Consider the following 24,692-nt stretch of genomic DNA (forward strand, 5'->3'; position numbering starts at 1 on the left):
CTGATGCGCCGCCCACCGTCGCCTGCCCGGGCGGTGCCGTGATCCGTTACGTGGTCACCCGGCTCGCACTGCTCGTGCTGGGTCTCGTGGTCGCGAGCGTGATCATCTTCCTCACGCTGCGAGTGCTCCCAGGGGATGTCGCGCAGTTGATCGCGGGGACAAGCGGCACTCCCGCGCAGATCGAGGCCATCCGAGAGCAGTTGGGCTTGAACCGTCCGCTGATCATGCAGTACGTCGACTGGATCGGCGGCGTGCTGCGCGGCGACCTCGGCACGTCGCTGCTGACCGGGACGCCGGTCGCGGTGGAACTCGCCGAGAAGGCGCAGGTGACGGTGCCCCTGGGCATCCTGTCCCTGAGCATCGCGATCCTGTTCAGTGTTCCGCTCGGCGTCGCCTCGGCGATCTGGCGCGGGCACCGCCGAGGAACCCTCATGAGCGTCGGCGCACAGACGCTGGCGGCCGTGCCAGTGGTGTGGGCGGGCATGATCCTCGTCGTCATCTTCGCGGTGTGGCTCGGATGGCTCCCGGCACAGGGTTTCCCCCGCGCCGGCTGGAGTGATCCGGCGGCCGCGGTGCGGTCGCTGATCCTGCCCGCGGTGACCATCGGTATCGTCGAAGGCGCGATGCTTCTGCGTTTCATCCGCAGCGCGACTCTTCAGGCTGTCGGGCAGGACTACGTCCGCACGGCAGCGGCCAAAGGGCTGACACGGACCACCGCCCTCATCCGGCACGGGCTTCCGAGCGTGGGCCTGTCGGTCATCACCGTTCTGGGATTGCAGGTCGCCGGGATCATCGTCGGGGCGGTCATCATCGAGCAGTTGTTCTCCCTGCCCGGGATCGGACGGATGCTCGTCGCTGACGTGGGCGCCCGCGATCTCCCGAAGGTCCAGGGCGAGCTGCTCGCCCTCACCGGGTTCGTCCTCATCGTGGGCTTCTTCGTCGACCTGCTCCACCGGGTCCTCGACCCGCGGCAACGGGAGACGTCATGACCTCGACTCGCACTCCCCCGCGCAACCGTCGCCGGAGCTGGGTTCGGTGGCCCCTGCGCGTCTGGGCGGTGGCGACGGGGCGCTTCGGCATCTGTGTCGTCGTCGCGCTCGTGGTCGTCGCCGTGATCGCATCCGTGTGGACACCGTTCGACCCGCAACAGGTGGACGTGCAGAACCGATGGCTACCGCCAAGCTGGCCCCACCTCCTGGGAACTGACGGGGCGGGGCGAGACATCCTGAGCCTGGTGATGGCGGGGGCGAGCACCACGATCTGGGTCGCGACGGGGTCGGCCTTCGTCGCGACGGTGATCGGCATTGCGCTTGCCGCGCTGGGCGCACTGACCACGCGCTGGGTGCGGGAGTCGGTGGCCGTCATGATCGACATCCTCGTGGCATTCCCGGTCCTGCTCGTCGCGATGATGATCTCGGCCGTGTGGGGCGGGTCGCTCTGGGTCGTGATCTGGTCGGTGGGGATCGGATTCGGGGTGAACATCGCCCGCGTCACGCGGCCTGAGTTGCGCCGCGTCCTGCACAGCGACTTCGTGCTCGCCGGGACGGCGTCTGGGCTCACACCGGCGCAGAACCTGTGGCGTCACCTCCTGCCCAATGTCGCGCCGGTGTTCATCGTTCAGCTGTCCTGGGCGATGGCGGTCGCTGTCCTCGCGGAGGCGGGACTGTCGTATCTCGGCTTCGGCGCTCCCGTCACCGAGCCGTCGTGGGGAGTCCTGCTGCAGGACCTGCAGCAGTACCTCACCGTGTACCCCCTGGCGGTCCTGTGGCCGGGACTTGCGATCACCGTGACCGTGCTCGGACTCAATCTCCTCGGCGACGGGATCCGAGAAGCCTCCGACCCCACACTCGCCCATGCGGCGGGCGCCGCGCGCACCTCGCGCACGCACGTTCCCGAGGTGGTCTCATGAGCCTTGAGGTGCGTGACCTCGTGATCGAGATCGGTGGACGGCGGGTTGTCGACGGAGTCAGCTTCGAGGTGCCCGACGGCAGCAGGATCGGTCTCATCGGGGAATCCGGATCGGGCAAATCACTGACGGCGCTCGCGATCACGGGACTGCTGCCCGAGGGTGCGAGCGCATCGGGCAGCATCCGGTGGGGCGGGCAGGAGATTCTGGGGCTCGGCGATCGCGCGCTCGCGCGGATTCGGGGCGACGAGATCGGAATGGTGTTCCAGGATCCGCTCACCGCGCTCAACCCGATCCGCACGGTCGGGCGCCAGATCGCGGAATCGATCCGGATCCACCAACGGGTGCGCGGCGCCGAACTCCGCGCACGCGCTGTCGCCGAAGCCGACCGCGTCGCTCTCCCCGACCCGCAGACCATCGTCCGGCGATATCCGCACCAGTTGTCGGGAGGCCAGCGCCAGCGGGTCGCGATTGCGATGGCCCTGGCCTGTCGACCGCGACTGCTCATCGCCGACGAACCGACCACAGCGCTGGACGCGACGATCCAGGCCGAGATCCTGAGGCTCCTGCGCGGCCTGACCGCGGACGACGCGATGTCACTCCTGTTCATCACCCATGACCTCGCCGTCCTCGCGCAGGTCGCGACTCATGCCCTCGTCCTCGAGCGCGGGCGCATCGTCGAATCGGGCCCGGTGTCTCACCTGTTGAGCGCCCCCCGTTCGGCGGTCACGCAGGGGCTCCTGCGCGATGCCACCGCAACGCTCTGGCGCGGTGACCAGCCATCCGGTGGGAGTTCCTCATGAGCGACGAGCTCGTTCGCGCTGCCGCTCTCACCCGCCGGCACCGTGTGCCCGCCACCCGGTTGTTCGCGCGGGCGGGGTACACCACCGCCCTCGATGCCGTCGACCTCGCGCTGCATGAAGGGGACGCGCTCGGGGTGATCGGCGAGTCGGGCTCGGGCAAGTCGACGCTCGTCCGGCTGCTCCTGGGGCTGGACCTGCCGACATCCGGAACGGTCCGCATCGCCGGCCGGCCGGTGGATGCCTCGGCATCCGCGCGCTCTCTGCGCTGGCTACGACACCTGACAGGCATCGTCTTCCAGGATCCCTACGCCTCGCTCGATCCGCGCATGAGCGTCGGGCGCATCGTCGGCGAGCCGCTGTGGGCCCTGGGCATCGAAGGAGACCGGCGCAGCCGGGTGCGCGAGGTTCTGCGGCAGGTCGGCCTGGATGACGCGGCGGCTGATCGATTCCCCCACGAGTTCTCGGGCGGCCAGCGTCAACGGATCGCGCTGGCCCGTGCGATCGTGCACCGTCCCCGGCTGCTCGTCGGCGACGAGCCGCTCTCGGCACTCGACGTGACCGTTCGCGCTCAGATCCTCGAGCTGCTCGGGCGGCTCCGCGCCGATGAGGGCATGACGATCATCCTGGTCTCCCACGACATCGGGGTCGTCCAGCACCTGTGCGACCGGGTCATCGTCATGAAGGACGGACGCGTCGTCGAGCGGGGGGCGACCGCAGACGTGCTCCGCACACCCCGGGAGGACTACACCCGCGCGCTCCTGGCCGCGATCCCCACGATCACCGCGCGGGCCGATCCGGGCGAGGACCGCGACGGAACAAACCCTTCCCGGCGGGCTTGAGCGATTTCTGCAGGTAGATCGTTCCGAGCCATCTGCCGAACTTGAAACCGACGCGGCCCATGCGCCCGACTTCGGTGAAGCCCAACCGTTCGTGGAGGGCGACGGATGCTTCGGCGCCCTTGTCGCTGATGACAGCCACGATCTCGCGGATGCCCTTCCGGCGGCACGCCTCGATGAGCGCCTCCAGCAGAGCCCTGCCCAGCCCCTTGCCCGCCGCAGCCTGCCCCAGGTAGATGGAATTCTCGACCGTGTAGCGGTACGCGGACTTCCCTGCCCACGGCTGCACAAGCGCGTACCCCAAGATCTGCCCGTTGGGTGACTGCGCGACCAGGAAGGGGAGGTCGAGCTTGCGCAAGAACGCGTACTTCTCGCGCCACTGCGCGTGCGACCAGATCTTCTCGTCGAAGGTCACGACGGAATTGCGCACGTAGTAGTTGTAGATCTCCCGGATGTCGGGCAGATCCCGCTCCTCAGCGGGGCGGATCACATAGCGGAACGGCCCCTCGGGCTCGGGTCGGCGCCGCAAATGGAAGGGAAGCCGCCGCTTCTTCTCGTATTCCTCTTCCAGCATGGGGTTCAGCCTACGCCGACCGCTCGACGCGCCAGTCGATCGGCGCAGCGCCCTGCTGCTGGAGCAACGCATTGGCCCGGGAGAACGGGCGCGAGCCGAAGAATCCACGGCTGGCCGACAGCGGCGACGGATGCGGCGACTCGATGATCGGCACGGAGCCCAGCAGCGGTCGGAGGCCCGCCGCATCCCGCCCCCACAGAATCGCGACGAGCGGCCGCTCGCGGGCCGCAAGAGTGCGGATCGCATGCTCCGTGACGGCTTCCCACCCCCAGCCGCGGTGGGAGCCGGGCGCGCCCGGCGTCACCGTCAGCACCCGATTCAGCAGCATGACGCCCTGGTCGCTCCACGCCGACAGGTCGCCGTGCGTCGCCGGAGCGATCCCGAGATCGTCCTCCAGCTCGCGGTAGATGTTGGCGAGGCTCCGGGGCAGCGGCCGGACGTGGGCATCGACAGCGAACGAGAGCCCGATCGGGTGTCCGGGAGTCGGATACGGGTCCTGCCCCACGATGAGGATGCGGACCTCCTCGAGCGGGCGGGCGAAGGCGCGCAGCACCCGATCACCCGAGGGAAGATAGCGGCGCCCGGCGGCGACCTCGCCGCGGAGGCGATCGCCCAGTCCAGCGATCCGATCCGAGACGGGGGCCAGCGCACGAGCCCATCCCGGATCGATCAGACCGGCCTCGGCGAGTTCAGGCAGGGACATCGCCATGGGTCACCCCACCCCGGCAGCCGCCATGTCCTCGTCGAGCACAGATCCCTGCCACGACCAGGGGAAGTCGATCCACAGGGCGGTGTCCTTCCACGACCAGTCCGGGCGGATGATCGTCGTGGGCTTCGTGTAGATGACCACACTGCGCACGAGCGCACCCCGCTCCGTCAACAGGCGCACCGCGAGATCGAGGGTGCGGCCACTGTCGGCGACGTCGTCGACCAGGAGCACCCGGCGTCCGTCGAGATACGACATGTCCAGCTCGGGCGGCAGCAGTTCAGGGTCGGGAAGCACCGTGCCGATGCCGGTGTAGAACTCGACGTTGATGGCGCCACAGTTCTTGACCCCTAGGCCGTACGCGATCGCACCGGCCGGGAGGAGACCGCCCCGCGCCACCGCGACGACGACGTCGGGCACGAAACCGTCGGCGACGATGGCACGAGACAGGTCGCGCGTCGCCTCCCCGAATCCCTGCCAGGTCAGCGTCTCACGCTCGTCCGTCACCGCATCTCCTCTCACCGTTCCCCCGCACCAGACTAGGCCGGTCGCGGTGCTATTCTCGCGGGCATGCCCGACGCATCCGCCCTGGACCGGTTGCGCGGAACGGGCCTGGGAATCACTGCGGGGCTGATCGGCTGGTTCATCCTGGTCGAGGTCGTCAGCGGCATCCTCCAGGGCTATTACGTTCCGCTCTTCAGCGACATCGTCATCAACCTCGACATCCACGACTCGGATGTCAACTGGTTCGAGGCGGCGCAGTTGCTGCTGTCGGCGATCGTGGTGCCGATCCTGGCCAAGCTCGGCGACATGTACGGGCACAAGCGGATCCTGTTGATCTCCTCGATCATCACCGCGGGCGCCAGTTGGTGGCTCGCCTTCGCCGGTGACTTCTGGACCTTCCTTCTCGCATGGGCCCTCCAAGGGTTCTACGTCGTGTGGTTGCCTCTCGAGGTCGCGCTGATTTTCGAACGCGGGCGCCGCCAGAACCGCGGCGTCTCTTCGACGCGGCGGGCGGCGGGGCTGCTCGTGGTCGGTCTGCAGGCCGGCGCGATCGCCGGTGCTCTCGCTGCCGGCGCCATCTTCGAGGCGACGGGCGGCAACCTCACGGTCACGATGATGATCCCGGCCATCGCGGTGACCCTTGTCGCCGGCGTGATCTGGCTCGGGGTCCCGGAGTCGGAACCGGCACCGGGGCGGCGGTTGGACACCTGGGGCTTCGTGCTCCTGACCTGGGGGCTGCTGCTCGTGACCGGCGCGCTGGTCTACATGCGGATGATCCCGCAGCTCGATCTGGGCGCCGGAGCCTGGTGGTGGGTCGTCGCGCTCATCGCCGCCGGCATCCTGGTGTTCGTCTGGTTCGTGCGGTTCGAACTGCGCCAGCAGGACCCCGCGATCGACATCCGTGTGCTGCGTCGCCCCGAGATGTGGCCGATCCAGATCACGGCGTTCCTCGTCGGGATCAGCCTGCTCGGGGCGCAAGGGCCGCTGTCGACGTACGCCGGCACCGACTCGGCCCTGGGCTACGGGCTCGGGCTGTCGACGTCGCAGCGCTCGTACATCATCGGCGTGTACCTGCTCTCGCTGATCATCGGGGCGGTCATCTTCGCGGTGCTCTCCCGCCGAGCCAATCCCCGTCTCATCCTGATCGGGGCGTCCCTTCTCGTCGGCGTCGGCTACACCCTGTTCCTGCCGTTCCACCTCGAGCTGTGGCAGGTGCTGATGAATCTGATGATCGCGGGCCTGGGTTCGGGGGCCCTGGTCGGAGCGCTCCCCGCGGCCGCGGCGGCCGCCGCGCCTCGCGGCCAGACCGGCATCGCGTCGGCGTTGACCAACACGACCAAGACCGTGGGCGGAGCGTTCGCGTCGGCCGTGTTCGGGGTGCTGCTCGCGGCAGGCGCCGGTGCCGTGGCGAGTGAGACGGCGGCCTCCCTCGGCGGCTACCTCTCGGTCTGGGCGATCTGTGCCGGCGGCGGCTTCCTCGCCGCGCTTCTGCTCCTGTTCGTCCCCAAGGTCGCCTTCGCAGACACCGGCACCAGCCAGCTCGACGCCACCCGGAGCGCGGGCACGCTCACCTGAGCGCCGGCCGGCGTCAACGGGCATCCGCGTGCAGCGACCACAGAGGGGCGATACCGGCTGCCCGCGGAGCGCGGCGGGCTCGATTACCGGATGCGGGGCACCAGCGGACCGCGCGCCAGCAGGTGCTGTGCGGACTGGGCGACAGGCCGCATCGTGACGAGGTCGAGGTTCACGTGGCCAGGCACCTCGAGCGCGTACCCGATGACATCGGCGACGTCCTCCGCGGTGAGCGGGTTCTGCACGCCCTCGTAGACGGCCGCCGCACGGTCGCGGTCGCCCCCGACGCGGTTCAGCGTGAACTCCTCGGTGTAGACCATCCCCGGCGCGATCTCGACGACCCGCAACGGCTCCCCATTGAGTTCGAGACGAAGGGCACCCACGAGCATCGACTCGGCTGCTTTCGCGGCGTTGTAGCCGCCTCCCCCCGGGTACGCGGCCTGGGCCGCGGTCGATGTCACGAACACCAGGTCGGCATGACCGTCGGTTGCCGCTGCCGACCGCAGGTGCGGCAGCAGAGCGCGTGTCAGCTGCTGCACCGCCAGGACGTTCACGTCGTACATCCAGCGCCAGTCCGCCGCGTCGCCGTCCTCGACCCTGTCGGTCCCCCGGGCACCGCCGGCAACGTGCGCAACGGCGTGCACGGGCCCTGACTCCGCCAGGAACTGGGCGAGCGCCGCGGTGTCGGCCTCCGCGGTGAGGTCCGCCGCGAATGACACCGCGCCGGTCTCGCGCTCAAGCTCCGCGAGGCGATCGGCGCGTCGGGCGACACCCACGACTTCCCACCCGCGGGAGCGGAGTCGCCGCACGGTCGCGGCGCCGATTCCCGAGCTTGCTCCTGTCACGACAGCGCGTCTGGTCATGCCTCCACGCTAGCTGTCGAAGTGTTACGTCACATTTCCCCCTTGTTGTTGACACCTCCACGGTGTTCGTACTCTCGGTGGTGGCCGGTCGACCCGCCGACCGACCCCACGACTCGAGGAGCACACCATGTCCGAGGCCCAGAACTGGCAGTTCGAGACCAAGCAGATCCACTCGGGCGCAGCACCCGACCCCGTCACCAAGTCGCGTGCGACGCCGATCTACCAGACGACGTCCTACGTCTTCGACAACGCCGATCACGCCGCGAACCTGTTCGCGCTGGCCGAGTTCGGCAACATCTACACCCGCATCCAGAACCCCACGCAGGATGTCGTCGAGCAGCGCGTCGCTGCGCTCGAAGGCGGCACCGGCGCGCTGCTCGTGTCGTCGGGCCAGGCCGCCGAGACCTTCGCGGTGCTCAACATCGCGCAGGCAGGCGACCACATCGTCTCGTCGAGCTCGATCTACGGCGGCACCTACAACCTCTTCAAGTACACGCTCGCCAAGCTCGGCATCGAGACCACGTTCGTCGAGAACCAGGACGACCCCGAGGAGTGGCGTCGCGCCGTTCGCCCCAACACGAAGCTCTTCTTCGCCGAGACGATCGGAAACCCGAAGATCAACGTCCTCGACATCCGTTCCGTCGCGAACGTCGCTCACGAGAACGGTGTTCCGCTCATCGTCGACAACACGATCGCGACCCCGTTCCTCATCCGTCCGCTCGAGCACGGCGCCGACATCGTCATCCACTCGGCCACGAAGTTCCTCGGCGGTCACGGCACGACGATCGGCGGCATCATCGTCGACGGTGGCAAGTTCGCCTGGTCGCAGAACGTCGAGAAGTTCCCGGGCCTGACCGAGCCGGACCCCTCGTACCACGGCGCCTCGTACACGACAGCGGTCGGTGACGGTCTGGCCTACATCATCAAGGCGCGCGTCCAGCTGCTTCGCGACCTCGGATCGGCGATCTCACCGATCAACGCGTGGCTGCTCCTCCAGGGCATCGAGACGCTGTCGCTGCGCATCGAGCGTCACGTGCAGAACGCGCAGGAGATCGCCGAGTGGCTCGAGAACCAGGACGACGTCGCGAGCGTGAACTACTCGGGTCTGCCCACCTCCCCGTGGTATGCCGCCGCCAACACGTACGCTCCGAAGGGTGTCGGCGCCGTGCTCTCGTTCGAGCTCAAGGGCGGTGTGGACGCCGGCCGTGCGTTCGTCGACTCGCTGACGCTGTTCAGCCACCTCGCCAACATCGGCGATGTGCGCTCCCTCGTCATCCACCCCGCCTCGACGACGCACTCGCAGCTCACCCCCGAGCAGCAGCTCACGGCCGGCGTGACGCCGGGCCTCGTGCGCCTCTCGGTGGGCCTCGAGAACATCGACGATCTGAAGGCTGATCTCGCTCAGGCCCTCGCGGCAGCCCGCAACGTCGGCGCCGCAGCGAACGCCTGATCGCACCCGCGCAGTCTCGGCCCGGTGTCCGTCCCCTGTGGACGGATACCGGGCCGTTGCGGTTCTCCTACCGCGGCGTGACTCGGTGGCGCGGCCGGACGCGGGAGAGCCCACCATCGACGGCGAGCACCTGACCGGTGATCCACTCGTTGGCCGGGTCCAGCAAGAAGGCCACGGCGCGACCGACGTCCTCGGGTCGCCCGAGCCGCGGCAGCGCGTGCATCGCGTCGGATGCTGCCCGCGCCTGCTCGCTGCCGGTCAGGGCGGCGGTGAGCCGGGTCTCCACGAGCCCAGGCGCAATGGCATTGACTCGAAGGTTCTGGGTCGCGTAGGTCGCTGCTGCCGACAACGTGAGCCCGATGACTCCCGCCTTGGCCGCAGCGATAGCCTCGTGGTTGGCGTAGCCGTCCATGGCCGCCGCCGACGAAAGCAGCACGACGGCGCCACCGGAGCGCATGTGCCGACCCGCCGCTCGCACCGCGGCAAAGGCCGTCGTCAACGACGCCGCGATGACCTCGTCGTACGCGTCCCGGGACGTCAGATGGGCCGGCTTGAGCAGCAGCGACCCCGCGAACACCGCAACCCCGTCGAACGGACCTCGCTCAGCGAACACGCGATCGACAGCGTCGAAGTCCGTCGCGTCGAGCACGACGTCGGGGTGGATGATGTCGGTGCCTCTCGCGGTGCGCACCACCTCGTGTCCCTGCTGCTCGAGCAGCGCCGTCGTGGCGCGCCCGATGTCGCTGGATCCGGCGATGAGAAGAAAACGGGCCATGGCCCCATTCTGACGCGCCATACGGGCCCGTGAGCCGTGTCGCCCGGACCCGCCGCCCGTAACAGATCGCGTGGGGGCACCGCGTCCGCGCTAGCGTTGGCAGTCCAAGCCTTCCTGAGTGAGAGATGACGTTACCAAGTGGACTGGCAGACCTCGGAAGACACGGTGCCCTCGGCTCCCGTGACGGAAGCCGACGCGCGCCTGCTGCTCGGACGTCCTCCTGCGACAGGCGCGTGGCGCGACGGCGATCCCCCCGGCGACCGCCGATTCGCCTCGTTCGGGGCCTTCCGCACCGAGGGGGGTGCCGAGCTTCCCGCGTACCGCCTCGCGTTCGAAACCTGGGGCGACCTGTCGCCCGCACGCGACAACGCCATCCTCATCCTTCATGCGCTCACCGGGGACTCCCACGTGCGCGGTCCCGCCGGCCCGGGGCATCCGACCGACGGCTGGTGGGACGGGATCGTCGGACCCGGCAACGCCATCGATACAGACCGGTGGTTCGTCGTCGCCCCCAACATGCTCGGCGGATGCCAGGGCTCCACGGGTCCGGCAACCATCGCACCGGACGGGTACGAATGGGCGGCGCGGTTCCCGTACCTCACCATCCGCGATCAGGTGCGCGCGCAGCGTCAACTCGCCGACGCGCTCGGGATCGATGTCTGGGCCGCCGTCATCGGGGGGTCCATGGGCGGGATGCACGCGCTCGAGTGGGCGGTCGAGTACCCCGACCGTCTCGCACGCGTCGCGGTGCTGTCGGCTCCCCCGGCGAACACGGCGGACCAGATCGCTCTCAACTCCGTCCAGCTCGATGCGATCCGGGTCGATCCCCGGTTCCAGGGGGGCGAGTACTATGACGCCGCCGACGGCGACGGTCCACACCGCGGCCTCGCTCTCGCGCGGCGGATGGCACTGCTGAACTACCGCTCCCCCACGGAGCTCAATCAACGATTCCAGCGTTCGTGGCAGTCCGAGGTGAGTCCGCTGGGCAGCGGCGGCCGGTTCGCGGTCGAGTCCTATCTCGACTTCCACGGCAACCGCTTCACGCGTCGGTTCGACGCGAACAGCTACATCACGCTGGTCGAAGCGATGAACTCCCACGATGTCGGTCGGGGCCGCGGCGGAATCGAAGAAGCCCTGGCGCGGGTGAAAGCGACGGCGCTGATCGTCGGGATCGACAGCGACAGGCTCTTCCCGGTCGACGGGCAGCACCGCATTGCACGCGGCATCCGTACGAGTCTCGACGGCGACCGGGCCGCGATCATCGCGAGCGATTTCGGGCACGACGGGTTTCTCATCGAAACCGCTGCCGTCAGCGCTCAGCTTCGCCGGCTGCTGGCCGACTGACGCAGTCGACGCGGTCAGTCGTCGGCGTCGATCGCGGCTTCGAGCCTCTCGAGTTTGCCGTCGAGTTCACCGGTGTACCCCGGCCGGATGTCGGCCTTGAGGACGAGCGAGACCCGCGAACCGAACGCGCCGACCGCCTCGGTCGCGGCCTTCACGACGGCGAACACCTCGTCCCACTCGCCCTCGATCTCGGTGAACATCGAGGTGGTGCGGTGGGGCAGGCCCGACTCTCTGACGATCCGGACGGCGGCGGCGACCGCGTCGTGGACCGACCCGTCAGCACGGCCGGTGCCGCTGGGCGCAACGGAGAAGGCGACGATCATGATGATGTCCTTTCGATGACGGATGGCGCGGACCTCGGCGACGTCGCGCGCTGTCCGGACCGCCTGGCCGGGGCATCCACGGCGACCCGGACGAGGTGGAGGACAGACCACGCGAACAGAACCACCAGCGCGAGGTTTCGGACCGTGAGCACGGCCACAACACCCCACGCGGGATGGTCGGTCATGAGGAAGTTGTAGAAGATCGGGTACACGATCTGCGTGAGCAACGCGGTACCGGCCGCGAACGCGGCGGGGCGAATCCAGGTTCCTCGATCCAGAACCAGACCCAGCACGAGCGGAGCGACGATCCACGTCATGTACTGCGGCGATCCGACCTTGTTGACCACGATCAGCGCGAGCACGAGGGCGAACCCGAGCGCCGGGAGCACCCGGATGACGTGAGCGCCCCGTCGCACGGCCCACACCCCCAGGAGCAGGAGCGCCAGGACGGATGCCGCCAGCAGCGGCGTCATGACGGCGATGACGGCGTTCACGGCCGGGCCGGTGACCTGGAATGTGAGCAGATCCGCGTCGTAGTAGACCTGCGAACCGAAGACGTCCAGCGCCGAGTACCACAGGTAGACGGCCGAGATCGGGGCTTCGATCTGCAGCCCCCGACCGGTCTGATCGGTGATGAACCCGAACAGGTATCGCCCACCGCCGAGAGCAACGACGGTGGCCATCGTCGCCGCCGAGACCACGATCGCCCCGCCGACGATCGCGAGGCGACGTCGCAGTGCGACCACGGCGGCGGCCAGCACCGCCGCCGGCCACACCTTGATCCATGTCGCCGCCGCCAGCAGCATCGAGGCGAGCCACGGGCGTCGCACGAGCCACAGGCATCCCATGATCGCGAGGGGCACGGTGATCCCCTCGAGCCGGTAGATCCCGACGGGACCGAGCAGGAGCATGAACAGGAGCCAGAAGCCCGCGGCCACCGCCCGTCCGCGCGAGCGACCGTTGCCGATGAGGACGGCGAACGCGACGGCATCCACGAGCGTGACCAGGATCGCCCAGGCGGGCGTGTACGACACGAGCCCCTCGAACAGCCATGCAGCGAGCATCGGGACGAGAGCCAGCGCCGGGTACACCCATGACTCGGTGATCCCGACGATCTCCCGTCCGGACGCGCCGCAGTACTCGGCGAACCCGAGCGCGCAGCCCGACCACGGCTCATAGACCAGATAGACATCGCCCATCGGTCCATGCGGCAGCACGTACCCCATGACCGCAACGAACCCATGAACCAGGGCGAACGCCACCCACAACCAACCCCGACGCGTCACTCGACCATCCTACGGACGCCGCATGGGCCGCCCGATCACGATCGGATGAGCACGACCCGACAGGCGCCGGCGCGGCGACTCACGCCGCGCCGAGCAGGCGACCGACGACGATGGGCAGGTGCTCTGCGACATCGAGCGCCGTGATCGGACCACCGCCGACGGCGCTCGAGGCCAGCTGTGCGGCGTGACCGTGCAGCCACACCGCTGTTGCCGCGCATTCGGCCAGCGACACGGATGCTGCTCTGGCAGCCGCACCAGCCGTCACCGCGCCGAGCACCCCCGCGAGCACATCGCCGGTGCCCGCGGTCGCCAGCCAGGAGGTCGGCGCCTCGATGTGACACTCCCACCCGTCCGGTGCCGCGATCACCGTGAGCGCCCCCTTGAGAAGCACCACAGCGTCGAGTGCGGCCGCGGTCTCTGCCGCACTCGACGGATTCCTCGCCGTCGTCGGGTCCAGGCCGAGGGTCTCGCGCAGTCGCGCGTGCTCGCCGGCATGCGGGGTCACCACGACCGGCGCCGTCGCCGATGCTGCAAGGTCGAGAGCCCCGGCGTCGACCACGACGGGGTCCGTTCCGCCCAGGATCGCGCGCAGCGCGTCGGACTCGGCATCCGTGCGCTCCTGGGCATTCGTCCCCGAGCCGAGAACCCACGTGTGTGCGCGACCAGCGACCGTCACCGTCTCCGGACGCCGCGCGAGCACGAACCGGGCCGGTCGGTCGGGGCCCACGTAGCGCACCATGCCGACCCCCGTGCGCCACGCACCCTCGACGCCGAGCACGGCGGCCCCGGGGAACTGACGCGATCCCGTCCGCATGCCCACGACTCCGCGGGAATACTTGTCGTCATCCACGGTTGGCCTACCGAGGACGCGTTGCGCGTCATCCGCCGACCATGACCGGGTCATGCGAGCCACCCTACCTCTGGAGAGTCGATGAGTCTGCTGTTCACCCCCGTCGAGATCGGTTCGTCGCGAGCGCGAAACCGCCTGTGGGTCGCGCCGATGTGTCAGTACAGCGCCACCGACGGGATGCCCAACACGTGGCATCTGACGCACCTGGCCGCATTCGCGACGGGCGGGGCAGGGCTGGTCATGACGGAGGCGACGGCGGTGAGCCCGGAGGGTCGGATCAGTCCGGACGACACGGGCATCTGGAACGACGCGCAACGCGATGCCTGGCGGCCGATCGCTGCCGAGATTCGCGCGCGAGGCGCCCTCGCCGCTATCCAGCTAGCGCACGCCGGACGCAAGGCGTCGACGTGGTCTCCGTTGACGGCGGGCACAGGAACGGTCCCTGATGCCGCAGGCGGATGGCAGGCGCTGGCCCCCTCCCCGGTCGCCTACGACGGCTACGCGACGCCCCAGCAGTTGGACACCGACGGCATCGCGAAGGTCATCGCCGACTTCGGCGCGGCTGCGCGCCGCAGCGTCGACGCGGGGTTCGATGTCCTCGAGGTGCACGCCGCGCACGGGTACCTCCTGCACGAGTTCCTCTCGCCGCTGTCCAACCAGCGCACCGACGAGTACGGCGGGTCGCTGGCCAACCGGGCGCGCCTTCTGTTGGAGGTGCTGGACGCGGTCCGCGCGGCCGCACCGGCGACCGCCGTGATGGTGCGGTTCTCGGCAACCGATTGGGCGGACGGGGGCTGGGACCTCGCCGACACGACGACGGTCGCCGCGTGGGCTGCCGAACGCGGCGCGGTCTTCGTCGACATCTCCAGCGGCGGCCTGGTCGCGCACCAGCGCCTCGTCGTGGGGCCCGGGTACCAGGTCCCCTTCGCCCGCGAGGTGCGGGAGAAGGCGGGAGTGCCGGTGGCAGCTGTCGGTCTGATCACGACCGGCACGCAGGCCGAGGAGGTCCTCCGGTCGGGTGCAGCGGATGCCGTGATGGCGGGCCGCGAGTGGCTGCGGGACCCGCACTTCGCGTTGCGTGCCGCAACCGAACTCGGCGCCGAGATCGACTACTGGCCCCCGCAGTACGAGCGGGCCCGCATCAGGCGCGCGAGCTGACCCGCTCGATCGCTACCGTTCGAGCCTCCAGCCACGGCGCGTCGCATCCTGCACTTCGCCGACGAGCTCCTCGATGACATCTTCGAGGAACAGCACGCCCGTCACCGCACCGCTGGCATCGCGCACCTGGGCGAGGTGACGGCCCTCCTCGCGCATCAGCGCGAGGGCGTCCTCCAGGTCCGTGTTCTCGGTCACGGGAACCATGTGGTGGATGCGGGCCGGATCGATCGGACGCAGGACATCGGTGGCGGCATCCTGTCCCTCGGCGGCGCGCAGGATGTCCTTCAGGTGTACGTACCCGAGCGGCGCGCCTGCCGGATCGACGATCACGTAGCGCGAGAAGCCGTTCTTCGCGACGGCCCGTTCGATCTGCTTCGGCGTGGTGTTCTGCGGCAGCGTCAGCAGGTCGGCAAGCGGGACCGCGATATCGCGCGCCTTCTTCTCGGTGAACTCGACAACCGCGGCGACGGTTCCCGCGGTGTCTTCGAGCACGCCTTCCATCCGCGATTGCGCGACGATCGTGGCGACTTCCTCGAGCGTGTACGTCGAGGTCGCCTCGTTCTTTGGCTCCACGCGGAACAGGCGCACGATGTGATTGGCGATCCAGTTCAGCGTCACGATGACCGGATGGAACACCTTCGACACCCAGACCAGAGGGGGCGCGAGCATCAGCACGGCACGATCGGGCACCGAGAAGGCCAGGTTCTTCGGAACCATCTCACCGAAGACGACGTGCAGGTACGAGACGATGACCAGGGCGATCACGAACGCGATGACATCGACGGCGGCATAGCTGAGCCCCGTCAGCTCCAGCGGCACCGCCAGAAGGTGATGGATCGCCGGCTCCGAGACGTTCAGGATCAGGAGCGAACAGATCGTGATCCCCAGCTGTGAGGTCGCCAGCATGAGCGTCGCGTGCTCCATGGCATACAGCGACGTCTTCGCGGCTCGGGAGCCGCGCTCGGCGAGCGGCTCGATCTGGGATCGGCGCGCGGAGATGACGGCGAACTCCGCGCCGACGAAGAACGCGTTCGCCACCAACAGCACGACGAGCCATGCGATGCCTGCCCAGTCGCTCATCCGGACACCTCCTCGTCGGCATCCGCGCCGGGGATGGCCACGGGCACGAACCGGACCCGGTCGACGCGCCGCCCTGCCATCCGCTCGACCGAGAGCGTGCCCTCGGGAAGGGCTACCGCATCGCCGACCACGGGGATGCGTTCGAGCTCACTCATGAGGTAGCCGCCGACGGTGTCGTAGACATCCCCTACCGGGATGCGGATGCCGACCCTGTCGAGCACCTCGTCAGGCCGGAGCTCACCGGGGAAGACCACGTCGCGATCGATCCGGACGATGTCCGTGCGACGCCGGTCGTGCTCGTCGAGCACCTCGCCGACGATCTCCTCCACGAGGTCCTCCAGGGTGACAACCCCCGCCGTTCCGCCGTACTCGTCGACGACGATCGCCATCTGGTACCCGCGAGAGCGCAGTTCCGCCAGAAGCGCATCCAGGTGCACGGCTTCGGGAACGCGAAGCGGCTCAGTGGCGATCGCGCCGACCGGCACACTGCCCCGCTTGCCGCGCGGCACGCCCACGGCAGCCTTCAGGTGTGCGATGCCGACGATGTCGTCCATCGACTCCTCGTAGACCGGGAAGCGGCTGTGACCGGTCGATCGAGCGAGCTGGATGACGTCCTCGACCGAATCATCGGCCGCGAGCGCATGGACGCTCGGGCGCGGTGTCATGACATCCGCCGCCGTGAGGCGCGCGAAGGTCAGCGAACGGTCGAGCAGCGAGGCAGTGTCCTGCTCCAGGACTCCCGCACTGGCGGAGCGGCGCACGAGGCTCGACAGCTCCTCGGCTGAGCGCGCACCCGACAGCTCCTCCTTCGGTTCGATGCCCACAGCGCGAAGGAAGGCGTTCGCGCTGCCGTTGAGCAGGACGATCGCCGGCCGGAAGACCGTCGTGAAGGCGACCTGGAAGGGTACGACGAGCTTCGCGGTCTGGCGCGGGACGGCGAGAGCGAAATTCTTGGGGACGAGTTCGCCGATCACCATCGAGAAGATCGTCGCGATGGCGACCCCGATGATCGCGGCGAGCGGGCTGATGACGGCATCCGGCCAGCCCCACCCGACGAAGACGGGACGCAGGAGACTCGAGATCGCCGGTTCCATCGTGTACCCGGTGAGCAGTGTCGTGAGTGTGATGCCCAGTTGCGCGCTCGAGAGGTGAGTCGAGGTGATCTTGAGCGCGCTGATCGTAAGCGACAGCCGCGTCTCGCCCGCAGCACGACGCGCCTCCAGATCGGCGCGGTCGAGGTTGACGAGAGCGAACTCGCTGGCCACGAACAGTCCGGTCCCGACGGTGAGCAGGAGCCCCACCCCCAGCATGAGGAGTTCCATCACGCATCACCCCCGGTCGGGGGTTCGGGTCGGTGGGGCGATCGTCGGCAACTCGGAGGGTCGTCCATCGTGCGTCGAGTCTACCCTCTGCAGCCCGACCGGCCGCCTGTCGGGCGCTGCCGCGCGCGGTCCTCATCCGCCGACAGCTGGAGCCCCGCGGGGACCCGGTCACCAGCTGACGGGCAGCGCCTTGCCTTCCTCGTACCCGGCCGCCGACTGCAGCCCGACGAGCGCCCGCTCGTGGAACTCGGGGACCGATGCGGCGCCGGCGTAGGTGAACGAGGACCGAACGCCGGAGGTGATCATGTCGATGAGGTCCTCAAGGCCTGGCCGCTGCGGGTCGAGGTAGATCTTCGAGGACGAGATCCCCTCCGCGAACAGTTCCTTCCGGGCGCGCTCGTAGGCGTCGAGGCGACCGAAACGAGCCTGTACGGCCTTTGTGGAGGCCATCCCCCACGATTCCTTGTACAGGCGGCCGGCGGAGTCGCGCTGGAGGGAGCCGGGAGCCTCGATCGTTCCCGCGAACCAGGAGCCGATCATGACGGATGCCGCACCTGCCGCGAGCGCCAACGCCACGTCGCGGGGGTAGCGCACGCCACCGTCTGCCCACACGTGGGCGCCCGCTGCGCGCGCGGCCAGCGCCGTCTCGTGGACGGCAGAGAATTGGGGACGGCCGACGGCGGTCATCATCCGCGTCGTGCACATCGCCCCGGGCCCGACACCGACCTTGATGATGTCGGCTCCGGCGGCGACGAGGTCGTCGACACCGGCGCTCGTGACCACGTTGCCGGCCACGAGCGGTACCCGTAGATCGAGCGCCGACACGGTGCGCAGAGCCTCCAGCATCCCCTCCTGGTGCCCGTGGGCGGTGTCGAGCACGAGCACGTCGACGCCTGCCGCCACGAGAGCTCTCGCCTTGCCCGCGACGTCGCCGTTGATCCCGACCGCGGCAGCCACGATCAAGCGTCCGTCCCGGTCAACGGCCGGCTGGTAGAGCGTGGCACGCAGCGCGCTGCGGCGCGACAGCGTGCCGACCACCAGTCCGTGATGGATGACGCAGACGATCTCGGCCTCGGCGGCGACGATCACATCGAACGCGTGCCGGGCGGATTCGATGTCATCTGCATCGATCGACGCGGGCCTGCCTCGCGCGAGGTCGCCCAGTCGCGCATCCGGGAGAGCCGAGCCGAGCCGGATGGCGGAGACGATGCCCCGCACATCATCGATCATGAGGCGGTCCGCGGAATCGGCGACGATCACGCCGTACCCCTCTGTCGGGGGAAGCAGCGTCGCCGCTTCAGCGACGGTGGCATCGGGCGGGAGCACCAGCGGGGTGTCCCACGCGACCGGCTGCTCCTTGACCCATCGGATCGCGGCGTCGAGGTCCTGCAACGGCAGGTCCTGCGGGAGGACGCCCAGACCGCCGCGGCGCGCGAGCGTCGCGGCAAGACGCGCGCCCGTCACGGAGTTCATGTTCGCCGACACGAGGGGCACGGTGGCCGCCGTCCCATCCTGCGGGGAGAGATCGACCTCCAGCCGGCTTCCCACGCCCGAGCGATGGGGCACGAGGAAGACGTCCGAATACGTCAGATCGAAAGCCGGTGTTTCACCGTAGAACTCCATGTGCGCCAAGCGTACCGGTCGCTCCTGTCAGCGAAATCGTGACGAATTCGCCGCGGGGGTGTGGCTCCGGATGGCCTGCCGGGGCACCGGGACGGACTACGCTGGGATGTTGAATGGCGCGGGCGCGAGGACGATGATCCGCGACGACAATCGTGACGAAAGCGGGCGATCTAACGTGTCGAGTCAGGTGACCGGCGTCGGAGTGTCGAACGAAAGCGAGTTCGGGGCTAACGAGTGGCTCGTGGAAGAGCTCTACGAGCAATTCCGCAAGGACCGCAACTCCGTAGACAAGGCGTGGTGGCCGGTTCTCGAGGCCTACCACTCGGCATCCGACACCGACGCGGCATCCGACGGCGCTGCGAAGACATCGTCGACGGATGGCGGCACGGACGCGAAGCCGCAGACCAGCGACGCGCACCCCGTCACCGCCCCCCTCCCGGTCATCGGCTCCCAGCCCGTCGCGCGCACGACCGCGCGTCCTGCCTCCGCGCAGCCGATCCCGGCTCAGGCGCCGGACACGACGCGTCCGACCTCCAACGAGGCGCCGTCGGAAGACAAGGTCACCGTCCTCAAGGGGATGCCCAAGACCCTCGCGGCGAACATGGACGAGTCGCTCACCGTCCCGACCGCGACGAGCGTCCGCACCGTCCCGGCCAAGCTCATGATCGACAACCGGATCGTGATCAACAACCACATGGCCCGCACTCGCGGCGGCAAGGTCAGCTTCACGCACCTGATCGGCTGGGCCATCATCCGGGCACTGACGGAATTCCCGAGCCAGAACGTCTTCTACGCCGAGATCGACGGAAAGCCCTCGGTGGTCGCTCCGGCGCACGTGAACCTGGGAATCGCGATCGATCTGCCCAAGCCCGATGGCACACGGGCGCTGCTCGTGCCGAGCATCAAGCACGCCGACACCCTCACCTTCGCCGAATACCTGGCGGCTTACGAGGACCTCGTCTCGCGCGCCCGCAAGAACAAGCTCACCGCGGCCGACTTCCAGAACACGACGATCTCGCTGACCAACCCGGGCGGGATCGGTACGGTGCACTCGGTCCCGCGCCTCATGAAGGGCCAGGGCTGCATCGTCGGCGCCGGTGCGCTGGAGTATCCCGCGGAGTTCCAGGGCGCGAGCGAGAAGACCCTCAACGAGCTCGCGATCGGCAAGACCATCACCCTCACGAGCACCTACGACCACCGTGTCATTCAGGGTGCCGGCTCCGGCGAGTTCCTCAAGAAGGTCCACGAGCTGCTGATCGGTGAGCGCCGCTTCTACGAGGACATCTTCGCCGAGCTGCGGATCCCCTACGCTCCCATCCGCTGGAACTCCGACATCAACGTCGACGTCGCGGAGCGGATCGACAAGACCGCTCGTGTGCAGGAGCTGATCAACAGCTACCGCGTCCGCGGCCACCTGATGGCCGACATCGACCCCCTCGAGTACAAGCAGCGCACGCACCCGGACCTCGAGATCGAGTCGCACGGTCTGACCTTCTGGGACCTGGACCGCGAGTTCGTCACGAACGGTTTCGGCGGGAAGCGCACCATGAAGCTGCGCGAGGTCCTCGGCGTGCTGCGCGACTCGTACTGCCGCACGATCGGCATCGAGTACATGCACATCCAGGATCCCGAGCAGCGCGCGTGGTTCCAGCAGAACCTCGAGGTCAAGTACACCAAGCCCGGCCATGACGAGCAGCTGCGCATCCTGAGCAAGCTCAACGAAGCCGAGGCCTTCGAGACGTTCCTGCAGACCAAGTACGTCGGGCAGAAGCGATTCAGTCTGGAAGGCGGCGAGTCCCTCATCCCGCTGCTGGACGAAATCCTCCAGGGCGCGGCTGAGTCGGGACTCGACGGCGCCACGATCGGTATGGCGCACCGCGGGCGACTGAACGTCCTGACGAACGTCGCCGGCAAGACCTATGGGCAGGTGTTCCGAGAGTTCGAAGGGCGCGTCGCCATCGGCTCCAAGCGCGGCTCCGGCGACGTGAAGTACCACCTGGGCACCGAGGGAACGTTCGTCGCCGAGGGCGGGGAAGAGCTCCCGGTGTACCTTGCGGCGAACCCGTCGCACCTCGAAACCGTCGACGGTGTGCTCGAGGGCATCACGCGCGCCAAGCAGGATCGTCTGCCGCTCGGATCGTTCTCCTGGCTGCCGATCCTGATCCACGGCGACGCCGCGTTCGCCGGCCAGGGCGTCGTGGTCGAGACCCTTCAGATGTCGCAGTTGCGGGCGTATCGAACGGGCGGCACGGTTCACGTCGTGGTCAACAACCAGGTCGGGTTCACGACGCTGCCGCAGGACGCGCGCACGTCGGTCTACGCCACCGACGTCGCCAAGACGATCCAGGCTCCGATCCTCCACGTGAACGGCGACGACCCCGAAGCGGTCGTCCGCGTGGCTCAGGTGGCTTTCGCCTATCGTGAGCGGTTCCATCGCGACGTCGTCATCGACCTCGTCGTGTATCGCCGCCGCGGCCACAACGAGGGTGATGACCCCTCGATGACGCAGCCGCTGATGACCAACCTCATCGAGGCGAAGCGTTCCGTGCGACGTCTGTACACCGAGTCCCTCGTCGGTCGCGGTGACATCACAGAAGAACAGTACGAACAGGCCAAGAAGGACTTCCAGGATCGCCTGGAGCAGGCGTTCGCCGAAACGCACGCCGCCGAGACCGGATCGACGCAGGTCGCGAGCGCGCCGGCGACCGGCCCGATCGACACGATCGGGGAGCCCGAGACGACGGGTGTGTCGCGCGATGTCGTCCAGCTCATCGGAGACGCCTTCGTCAACAAGCCTGACGGCTTCACGGTGCACCAGAAGTTGCAGCAGCTGCTGGACAAGCGACAGGACATGAGCCGCAACGGTGCCATCGACTGGGCGTTCGGCGAGCTGCTCGCGTTCGGCTCCCTCCTCGTGGAGGGGACCAACGTGCGGATGGTCGGGCAGGACTCGCGACGGGGCACGTTCGTGCAGCGCCATGCCGTGTTCCATGACCGCGCGAACGGGCAGGAATGGCTCCCGTTGGTGAACCTGTCGCAGTCCCAGGGGCGCTTCTGGATCTACGATTCGCTGCTCAGCGAGTACGCGGCCATGGCTTTCGAATACGGTTACTCGGTCGAGCGGTCCGACACCCTCGTGCTCTGGGAAGCCCAGTTCGGCGACTTCGCCAATGGTGCCCAGTCCGTGATCGACGAGTTCATCTCGTCCGCCGACCAGAAGTGGGGACAGCAATCGAGCGTGGTGCTGTTGCTGCCCCACGGCTATGAGGGTCAGGGGCCCGATCACTCCTCGGCGCGCATCGAGCGGTACCTGCAGATGTGCGCCCAGGACAACATGACAGTTGCGCGGCCGTCGACGCCCGCTTCCTACTTCCATCTGCTGCGCCGGCAGGCCTACGCACGTCCCCGACGCCCGCTCATCGTCTTCACGCCGAAGGCGATGCTGCGCCTGCGCGGCGCGACGAGTTCTGTGGAGGACTTCGTGAGCGGCCGGTTCCAGCCGGTGCTCGACGATGACCGCGGGATCGACAAGAGCGCGGTCAAGCGCGTCCTCCTGCACGCGGGCAAGATCCACTGGGATCTGAAGTCCGAGCTCGAGAAGAACCCGAACCCCGAGATCGCGCTGGTGCGGATGGAGCAGTTCTATCCGGCACCTGTCGACGAGCTCAACCGCGTCATCGACGAGTATCCCCATGCCGAGCTGGTGTGGGTACAGGATGAGCCCGAGAACCAGGGCGCGTGGCCGTTCATCGCTCTGGAGGTCGTCAAGCACCTCCACGGGCGAACGATCAGCCGCGTGTCGCGGGCGGCCGCCGCATCGACGGCGACCGGATCCCCCAAGGTCCACGCGGCAGAGCAGGCAGAGATCATCCAGAAGGCGCTCACTCTCTGAACGTCACCGTACTGGTCAACCCGGCGGCCCGAGCCGGGACGGGCAGCGCGATAGCAACCAGGGCGGCGAATCGGCTGCGTGAGCACGGCATCCGCACGACCCTGATCAGTGGCGGGAGCGCTGCGGAGTCGACGACGCTGCTTCGCGAGGCCGTGCGCTATGGAACGGATGCCGTGGCCGTCGCGGGCGGGGACGGCACCGTGGCCCTGGCTCTGCAGGTGCTGGCGCAGACGGGGACGCCGCTGGGCATCATCCCCGCAGGGACGGGAAACGACATCGCCGAGATGCTGGGATTACGCGAACTGCGCGCCGACGACGCCGCGGACGCCATCGCCGGGGGCCAGACTCGGGATATCGACCTTGCCCGTGTCCGACGGGATGGGCAGCCCCCCGTGTTCTTCGCTTCCGTCCTCGCGAGCGGGTTCGACTCGCGGGTCAACGATCGCGCCAACCGGATGCGGTGGCCACGCGGGTCCTCCCGGTACACGATCGCGATCCTGCGCGAGCTCGTGGCGCTGCGACGCATCGCCTACGAGGTGGAGCTGACGGATGCCGACGGCACGCTCACACGGTTCGATGGACCGCTTCTGATGGCCGCGGTGGCCAACGGAACGAGCTACGGTGGCGGCGTGCGCATCGCCCCGGGGGCCGATCCCGCGGACGGGGAGCTCGATGTCGTGCTCGTTCGCCCCACCCGGCGAGCACGGTTCCTCCGCCTTCTCCCCCGGGTGTACCGGGGCACTCACGGCAACGTCCCAGAGGTCGGCATGCACCGAGCGAGGCGGGTGACCCTGCGGGCTACCGGCGTCACGGCATACGCGGACGGCGACCCGATCGGGCCGCTCCCGGTGACGATCGATGTGGTCCCGCGGGCGCTTCGCGTGTTCGCGCCTTCCCCCGGCTCCGTCCCGTAGGGTGCGCTAGGTCGAGGGCGACGACTTGGTGGCAAGCTCCGTGTCGTGGACGGCTTGCACGGCGCGCAGCTTCGCCATGACCTGGTCGCGCAACTCCTCGGGCGCCGTCTCCTTGCACGCGCGCGCCACCGCTTCGGTGAGCGTGGTCGCCACCAGCGCCTCCTCGCGGCACGCGGGGCAATGCTCCAGATGCTCGCGGATGTCGGCGTGCTCGGTCTTGCACACCTCGTTGCGCAGGTACTCCTCCAAGTCCCGCGTGGCTTTTGCGCAGCCGCAATCGGTCATGTCGCACTCCTCGGGGCGACCGAGATCCCGCGCTCGGTCGCATATTCGGCCAGCAGCTCCCGCAGCATCCGCCTGCCACGGTGCAGGCGACTCATCACGGTGCCGATGGGGGTCTTCATGATGTCGGCGATCTCCTGGTACGCAAAGCCCTCGACGTCGGCGAGGTACACCGCCAGCCGGAAATCCTCGGGAATCGACTGCAGCGCGTCCTTCACGACGGATGCCGGCATGTGGTCGATCGCCTCCGCCTCGGCCGAACGCGTCCGCGTGGAGGTCGTCGACTCGGCTCCGCCGAGCTGCCAATCCTCGAGGTCCTCGATGGCGCTTTGGTAGGGCTCCCGCTGCTTCTTGCGGTACGTGTTGATGTACGCGTTCGTGAGGATGCGGTACAGCCACGCCTTCAGGTTCGTGCCCTGCGTGAAGCTCGACCACGACGCGTATGCCTTGACGAACGTCTCCTGGACGAGGTCGGCGGCATCCGCGGGATTGCGCGTCATCCGCATCGCGGCGGCGTACAGCTGGTCCATGAACGGCAGAGCCTGCTCTTCGAACTGCGCGCGCGTGTCTGCCTGATCAGTCATCACGCGCCAGTCTACGTCCGGCGCTACAGCGATCGTCATCGGGCT

Annotated in this window: 23 protein-coding genes; 10 read left to right on the forward strand and 13 right to left on the reverse strand. The window is 68.6% G+C overall.

The window, feature by feature from the left end; genetic code table 11:
* The first annotated feature begins 38 nt into the window (after window positions 1-38).
* The 4 genes from ACSGC5_RS07480 to ACSGC5_RS07495 are packed head-to-tail and all read left to right on the forward strand — an operon-like array spanning window position 39 to window position 3,548.
* Window positions 39-989: an ABC transporter permease gene (locus tag ACSGC5_RS07480; RefSeq protein ID WP_434970013.1), complete on the forward strand. Its 951-nt coding sequence runs from the start codon at window positions 39-41 to the stop codon at window positions 987-989.
* Window positions 986-1,909, forward strand: a complete 924-nt coding sequence (locus tag ACSGC5_RS07485) for an ABC transporter permease (RefSeq protein ID WP_434970014.1) — start codon at window positions 986-988, stop codon at window positions 1,907-1,909. The genes ACSGC5_RS07480 and ACSGC5_RS07485 overlap by 4 nt, the downstream gene beginning before the upstream one ends.
* Window positions 1,906-2,709 (forward strand): ABC transporter ATP-binding protein, encoded by an 804-nt coding sequence (locus tag ACSGC5_RS07490; protein WP_434970015.1) that lies wholly within the window; start codon window positions 1,906-1,908, stop codon window positions 2,707-2,709. The genes ACSGC5_RS07485 and ACSGC5_RS07490 overlap by 4 nt, the downstream gene beginning before the upstream one ends.
* A complete protein-coding gene (locus ACSGC5_RS07495; RefSeq protein ID WP_434970016.1) occupies window positions 2,706-3,548 on the forward strand; it encodes an ATP-binding cassette domain-containing protein in 843 nt (280 codons plus the stop codon). The genes ACSGC5_RS07490 and ACSGC5_RS07495 overlap by 4 nt, the downstream gene beginning before the upstream one ends.
* Here ACSGC5_RS07495 and ACSGC5_RS07500 read toward each other — a convergent pair.
* From ACSGC5_RS07500 to ACSGC5_RS07510, 3 genes are read right to left on the reverse strand one after another with little or no spacing between them, the layout of a single operon-like run.
* Window positions 3,487-4,119 carry a GNAT family N-acetyltransferase gene (locus ACSGC5_RS07500; protein WP_434970017.1) on the reverse strand — a complete coding sequence of 211 codons (633 nt, stop codon included), beginning with the start codon at window positions 4,117-4,119 and terminating at the stop codon, window positions 3,487-3,489. The two genes, ACSGC5_RS07495 and ACSGC5_RS07500, sit on opposite strands and share 62 nt — an antisense overlap.
* Window positions 4,120-4,129: 10 nt before the next feature.
* Complete coding sequence (locus ACSGC5_RS07505; RefSeq protein ID WP_434970018.1) at window positions 4,130-4,828, reverse strand: uracil-DNA glycosylase; 699 nt, start codon at window positions 4,826-4,828, stop codon at window positions 4,130-4,132.
* Between the two features lie 3 nt (window positions 4,829-4,831).
* Complete coding sequence (locus ACSGC5_RS07510) at window positions 4,832-5,332, reverse strand: phosphoribosyltransferase (protein WP_434970019.1); 501 nt, start codon at window positions 5,330-5,332, stop codon at window positions 4,832-4,834.
* 63 nt (window positions 5,333-5,395) lie between these two features.
* Between ACSGC5_RS07510 and ACSGC5_RS07515 the strand changes: the two genes are divergently transcribed.
* On the forward strand, window positions 5,396-6,904 hold the full coding sequence (locus tag ACSGC5_RS07515) for an MFS transporter (RefSeq protein ID WP_434970020.1): 1,509 nt from the start codon (window positions 5,396-5,398) through the stop codon (window positions 6,902-6,904).
* 83 nt (window positions 6,905-6,987) lie between these two features.
* On the opposite strand, the gene ACSGC5_RS07520 is transcribed toward ACSGC5_RS07515, so the two are convergent.
* Window positions 6,988-7,764 carry an SDR family oxidoreductase gene (locus ACSGC5_RS07520; RefSeq protein WP_434970021.1) on the reverse strand — a complete coding sequence of 259 codons (777 nt, stop codon included), beginning with the start codon at window positions 7,762-7,764 and terminating at the stop codon, window positions 6,988-6,990.
* A 127-nt stretch (window positions 7,765-7,891) separates the two neighbouring features.
* Between ACSGC5_RS07520 and ACSGC5_RS07525 the strand changes: the two genes are divergently transcribed.
* Window positions 7,892-9,214 carry a bifunctional o-acetylhomoserine/o-acetylserine sulfhydrylase gene (locus tag ACSGC5_RS07525; RefSeq protein WP_434970022.1) on the forward strand — a complete coding sequence of 441 codons (1,323 nt, stop codon included), beginning with the start codon at window positions 7,892-7,894 and terminating at the stop codon, window positions 9,212-9,214.
* A gap of 67 nt (window positions 9,215-9,281) precedes the next feature.
* On the opposite strand, the gene ACSGC5_RS07530 is transcribed toward ACSGC5_RS07525, so the two are convergent.
* Window positions 9,282-9,989 carry an SDR family oxidoreductase gene (locus tag ACSGC5_RS07530; RefSeq protein WP_434970023.1) on the reverse strand — a complete coding sequence of 236 codons (708 nt, stop codon included), beginning with the start codon at window positions 9,987-9,989 and terminating at the stop codon, window positions 9,282-9,284.
* 138 nt (window positions 9,990-10,127) lie between these two features.
* On the opposite strand from ACSGC5_RS07530, the gene metX reads away from it, so the two are divergent.
* On the forward strand, window positions 10,128-11,333 hold the full coding sequence (gene metX / locus ACSGC5_RS07535; RefSeq protein WP_434970024.1) for a homoserine O-acetyltransferase MetX: 1,206 nt from the start codon (window positions 10,128-10,130) through the stop codon (window positions 11,331-11,333).
* Window positions 11,334-11,347: 14 nt separating this feature from the next.
* On the opposite strand, the gene ACSGC5_RS07540 is transcribed toward metX, so the two are convergent.
* From ACSGC5_RS07540 to ACSGC5_RS07550, 3 genes are all read right to left on the reverse strand, one after another.
* On the reverse strand, window positions 11,348-11,656 hold the full coding sequence (locus ACSGC5_RS07540) for a thiamine-binding protein (RefSeq protein WP_434970025.1): 309 nt from the start codon (window positions 11,654-11,656) through the stop codon (window positions 11,348-11,350).
* On the reverse strand, window positions 11,653-12,942 hold the full coding sequence (locus tag ACSGC5_RS07545; RefSeq protein ID WP_434970026.1) for a hypothetical protein: 1,290 nt from the start codon (window positions 12,940-12,942) through the stop codon (window positions 11,653-11,655). Before ACSGC5_RS07545 ends, ACSGC5_RS07540 begins: the two co-directional genes overlap by 4 nt.
* Before the next feature lie 79 nt (window positions 12,943-13,021).
* Complete coding sequence (locus ACSGC5_RS07550; protein WP_434970027.1) at window positions 13,022-13,846, reverse strand: ADP-dependent NAD(P)H-hydrate dehydratase; 825 nt, start codon at window positions 13,844-13,846, stop codon at window positions 13,022-13,024.
* 27 nt (window positions 13,847-13,873) lie between these two features.
* Between ACSGC5_RS07550 and ACSGC5_RS07555 the strand changes: the two genes are divergently transcribed.
* Window positions 13,874-14,950, forward strand: a complete 1,077-nt coding sequence (locus ACSGC5_RS07555) for an NADH:flavin oxidoreductase/NADH oxidase (RefSeq protein WP_434970028.1) — start codon at window positions 13,874-13,876, stop codon at window positions 14,948-14,950.
* A 12-nt stretch (window positions 14,951-14,962) separates the two neighbouring features.
* On the opposite strand, the gene ACSGC5_RS07560 is transcribed toward ACSGC5_RS07555, so the two are convergent.
* The 3 genes from ACSGC5_RS07560 to ACSGC5_RS07570 form a co-directional block, all read right to left on the reverse strand.
* Window positions 14,963-16,030, reverse strand: a complete 1,068-nt coding sequence (locus tag ACSGC5_RS07560; protein WP_434970029.1) for a hemolysin family protein — start codon at window positions 16,028-16,030, stop codon at window positions 14,963-14,965.
* Window positions 16,027-17,352, reverse strand: coding sequence for a hemolysin family protein (locus ACSGC5_RS07565; RefSeq protein WP_434970096.1), 1,326 nt, complete (start codon window positions 17,350-17,352; stop codon window positions 16,027-16,029). Before ACSGC5_RS07565 ends, ACSGC5_RS07560 begins: the two co-directional genes overlap by 4 nt.
* Window positions 17,353-17,520: 168 nt before the next feature.
* A complete protein-coding gene (locus ACSGC5_RS07570; RefSeq protein WP_434970030.1) occupies window positions 17,521-18,975 on the reverse strand; it encodes a GuaB1 family IMP dehydrogenase-related protein in 1,455 nt (484 codons plus the stop codon).
* A 175-nt stretch (window positions 18,976-19,150) separates the two neighbouring features.
* Here ACSGC5_RS07570 and ACSGC5_RS07575 point away from each other — a divergent pair, with 175 nt between their 5' ends.
* Together ACSGC5_RS07575 and ACSGC5_RS07580 are read left to right on the forward strand one after the other, a co-directional pair.
* A complete protein-coding gene (locus tag ACSGC5_RS07575; RefSeq protein ID WP_434970031.1) occupies window positions 19,151-22,867 on the forward strand; it encodes a multifunctional oxoglutarate decarboxylase/oxoglutarate dehydrogenase thiamine pyrophosphate-binding subunit/dihydrolipoyllysine-residue succinyltransferase subunit in 3,717 nt (1,238 codons plus the stop codon).
* An 11-nt stretch (window positions 22,868-22,878) separates the two neighbouring features.
* Entirely contained in the window at window positions 22,879-23,781 is a 903-nt protein-coding gene (locus ACSGC5_RS07580) for a diacylglycerol kinase (RefSeq protein ID WP_434970097.1), read from the forward strand.
* Between the two features lie 6 nt (window positions 23,782-23,787).
* On the opposite strand, the gene ACSGC5_RS07585 is transcribed toward ACSGC5_RS07580, so the two are convergent.
* Together ACSGC5_RS07585 and ACSGC5_RS07590 are read right to left on the reverse strand one after the other, a co-directional pair.
* Window positions 23,788-24,066 carry a zf-HC2 domain-containing protein gene (locus ACSGC5_RS07585; protein WP_434970032.1) on the reverse strand — a complete coding sequence of 93 codons (279 nt, stop codon included), beginning with the start codon at window positions 24,064-24,066 and terminating at the stop codon, window positions 23,788-23,790.
* On the reverse strand, window positions 24,063-24,686 hold the full coding sequence (locus ACSGC5_RS07590) for a sigma-70 family RNA polymerase sigma factor (protein WP_434970033.1): 624 nt from the start codon (window positions 24,684-24,686) through the stop codon (window positions 24,063-24,065). Before ACSGC5_RS07590 ends, ACSGC5_RS07585 begins: the two co-directional genes overlap by 4 nt.
* Window positions 24,687-24,692: the final 6 nt, after the last annotated feature.

It is taken from the genome of Microbacterium sp. bgisy207 (assembly GCF_965345035.1).
Classification (GTDB): Bacteria; Actinomycetota; Actinomycetes; order Actinomycetales; family Microbacteriaceae; genus Microbacterium.

Excerpts from the sequence above, each read along its gene's own strand:
- ACSGC5_RS07485 (WP_434970014.1), top strand. The coding sequence starts at position 986 with ATGACCTCGACTCGCACTCCCCCGCGCAACCGTCGCCGGAGCTGGGTT.
- ACSGC5_RS07490 (WP_434970015.1), top strand. The coding sequence starts at position 1,906 with ATGAGCCTTGAGGTGCGTGACCTCGTGATCGAGATCGGTGGACGGCGG.
- ACSGC5_RS07495 (WP_434970016.1), top strand. The coding sequence starts at position 2,706 with ATGAGCGACGAGCTCGTTCGCGCTGCCGCTCTCACCCGCCGGCACCGT.
- ACSGC5_RS07500 (WP_434970017.1), bottom strand. The coding sequence starts at position 4,119 with ATGCTGGAAGAGGAATACGAGAAGAAGCGGCGGCTTCCCTTCCATTTG.
- ACSGC5_RS07505 (WP_434970018.1), bottom strand. The coding sequence starts at position 4,828 with ATGGCGATGTCCCTGCCTGAACTCGCCGAGGCCGGTCTGATCGATCCG.
- ACSGC5_RS07515 (WP_434970020.1), top strand. The coding sequence starts at position 5,396 with ATGCCCGACGCATCCGCCCTGGACCGGTTGCGCGGAACGGGCCTGGGA.
- ACSGC5_RS07520 (WP_434970021.1), bottom strand. The coding sequence starts at position 7,764 with ATGACCAGACGCGCTGTCGTGACAGGAGCAAGCTCGGGAATCGGCGCC.
- ACSGC5_RS07525 (WP_434970022.1), top strand. The coding sequence starts at position 7,892 with ATGTCCGAGGCCCAGAACTGGCAGTTCGAGACCAAGCAGATCCACTCG.
- ACSGC5_RS07530 (WP_434970023.1), bottom strand. The coding sequence starts at position 9,989 with ATGGCCCGTTTTCTTCTCATCGCCGGATCCAGCGACATCGGGCGCGCC.
- ACSGC5_RS07540 (WP_434970025.1), bottom strand. The coding sequence starts at position 11,656 with ATGATCGTCGCCTTCTCCGTTGCGCCCAGCGGCACCGGCCGTGCTGAC.
- ACSGC5_RS07550 (WP_434970027.1), bottom strand. The coding sequence starts at position 13,846 with ATGACCCGGTCATGGTCGGCGGATGACGCGCAACGCGTCCTCGGTAGG.
- ACSGC5_RS07555 (WP_434970028.1), top strand. The coding sequence starts at position 13,874 with ATGAGTCTGCTGTTCACCCCCGTCGAGATCGGTTCGTCGCGAGCGCGA.
- ACSGC5_RS07560 (WP_434970029.1), bottom strand. The coding sequence starts at position 16,030 with ATGAGCGACTGGGCAGGCATCGCATGGCTCGTCGTGCTGTTGGTGGCG.
- ACSGC5_RS07565 (WP_434970096.1), bottom strand. The coding sequence starts at position 17,352 with ATGGAACTCCTCATGCTGGGGGTGGGGCTCCTGCTCACCGTCGGGACC.
- ACSGC5_RS07570 (WP_434970030.1), bottom strand. The coding sequence starts at position 18,975 with ATGGAGTTCTACGGTGAAACACCGGCTTTCGATCTGACGTATTCGGAC.
- ACSGC5_RS07585 (WP_434970032.1), bottom strand. The coding sequence starts at position 24,066 with ATGACCGATTGCGGCTGCGCAAAAGCCACGCGGGACTTGGAGGAGTAC.
- ACSGC5_RS07590 (WP_434970033.1), bottom strand. The coding sequence starts at position 24,686 with ATGACGATCGCTGTAGCGCCGGACGTAGACTGGCGCGTGATGACTGAT.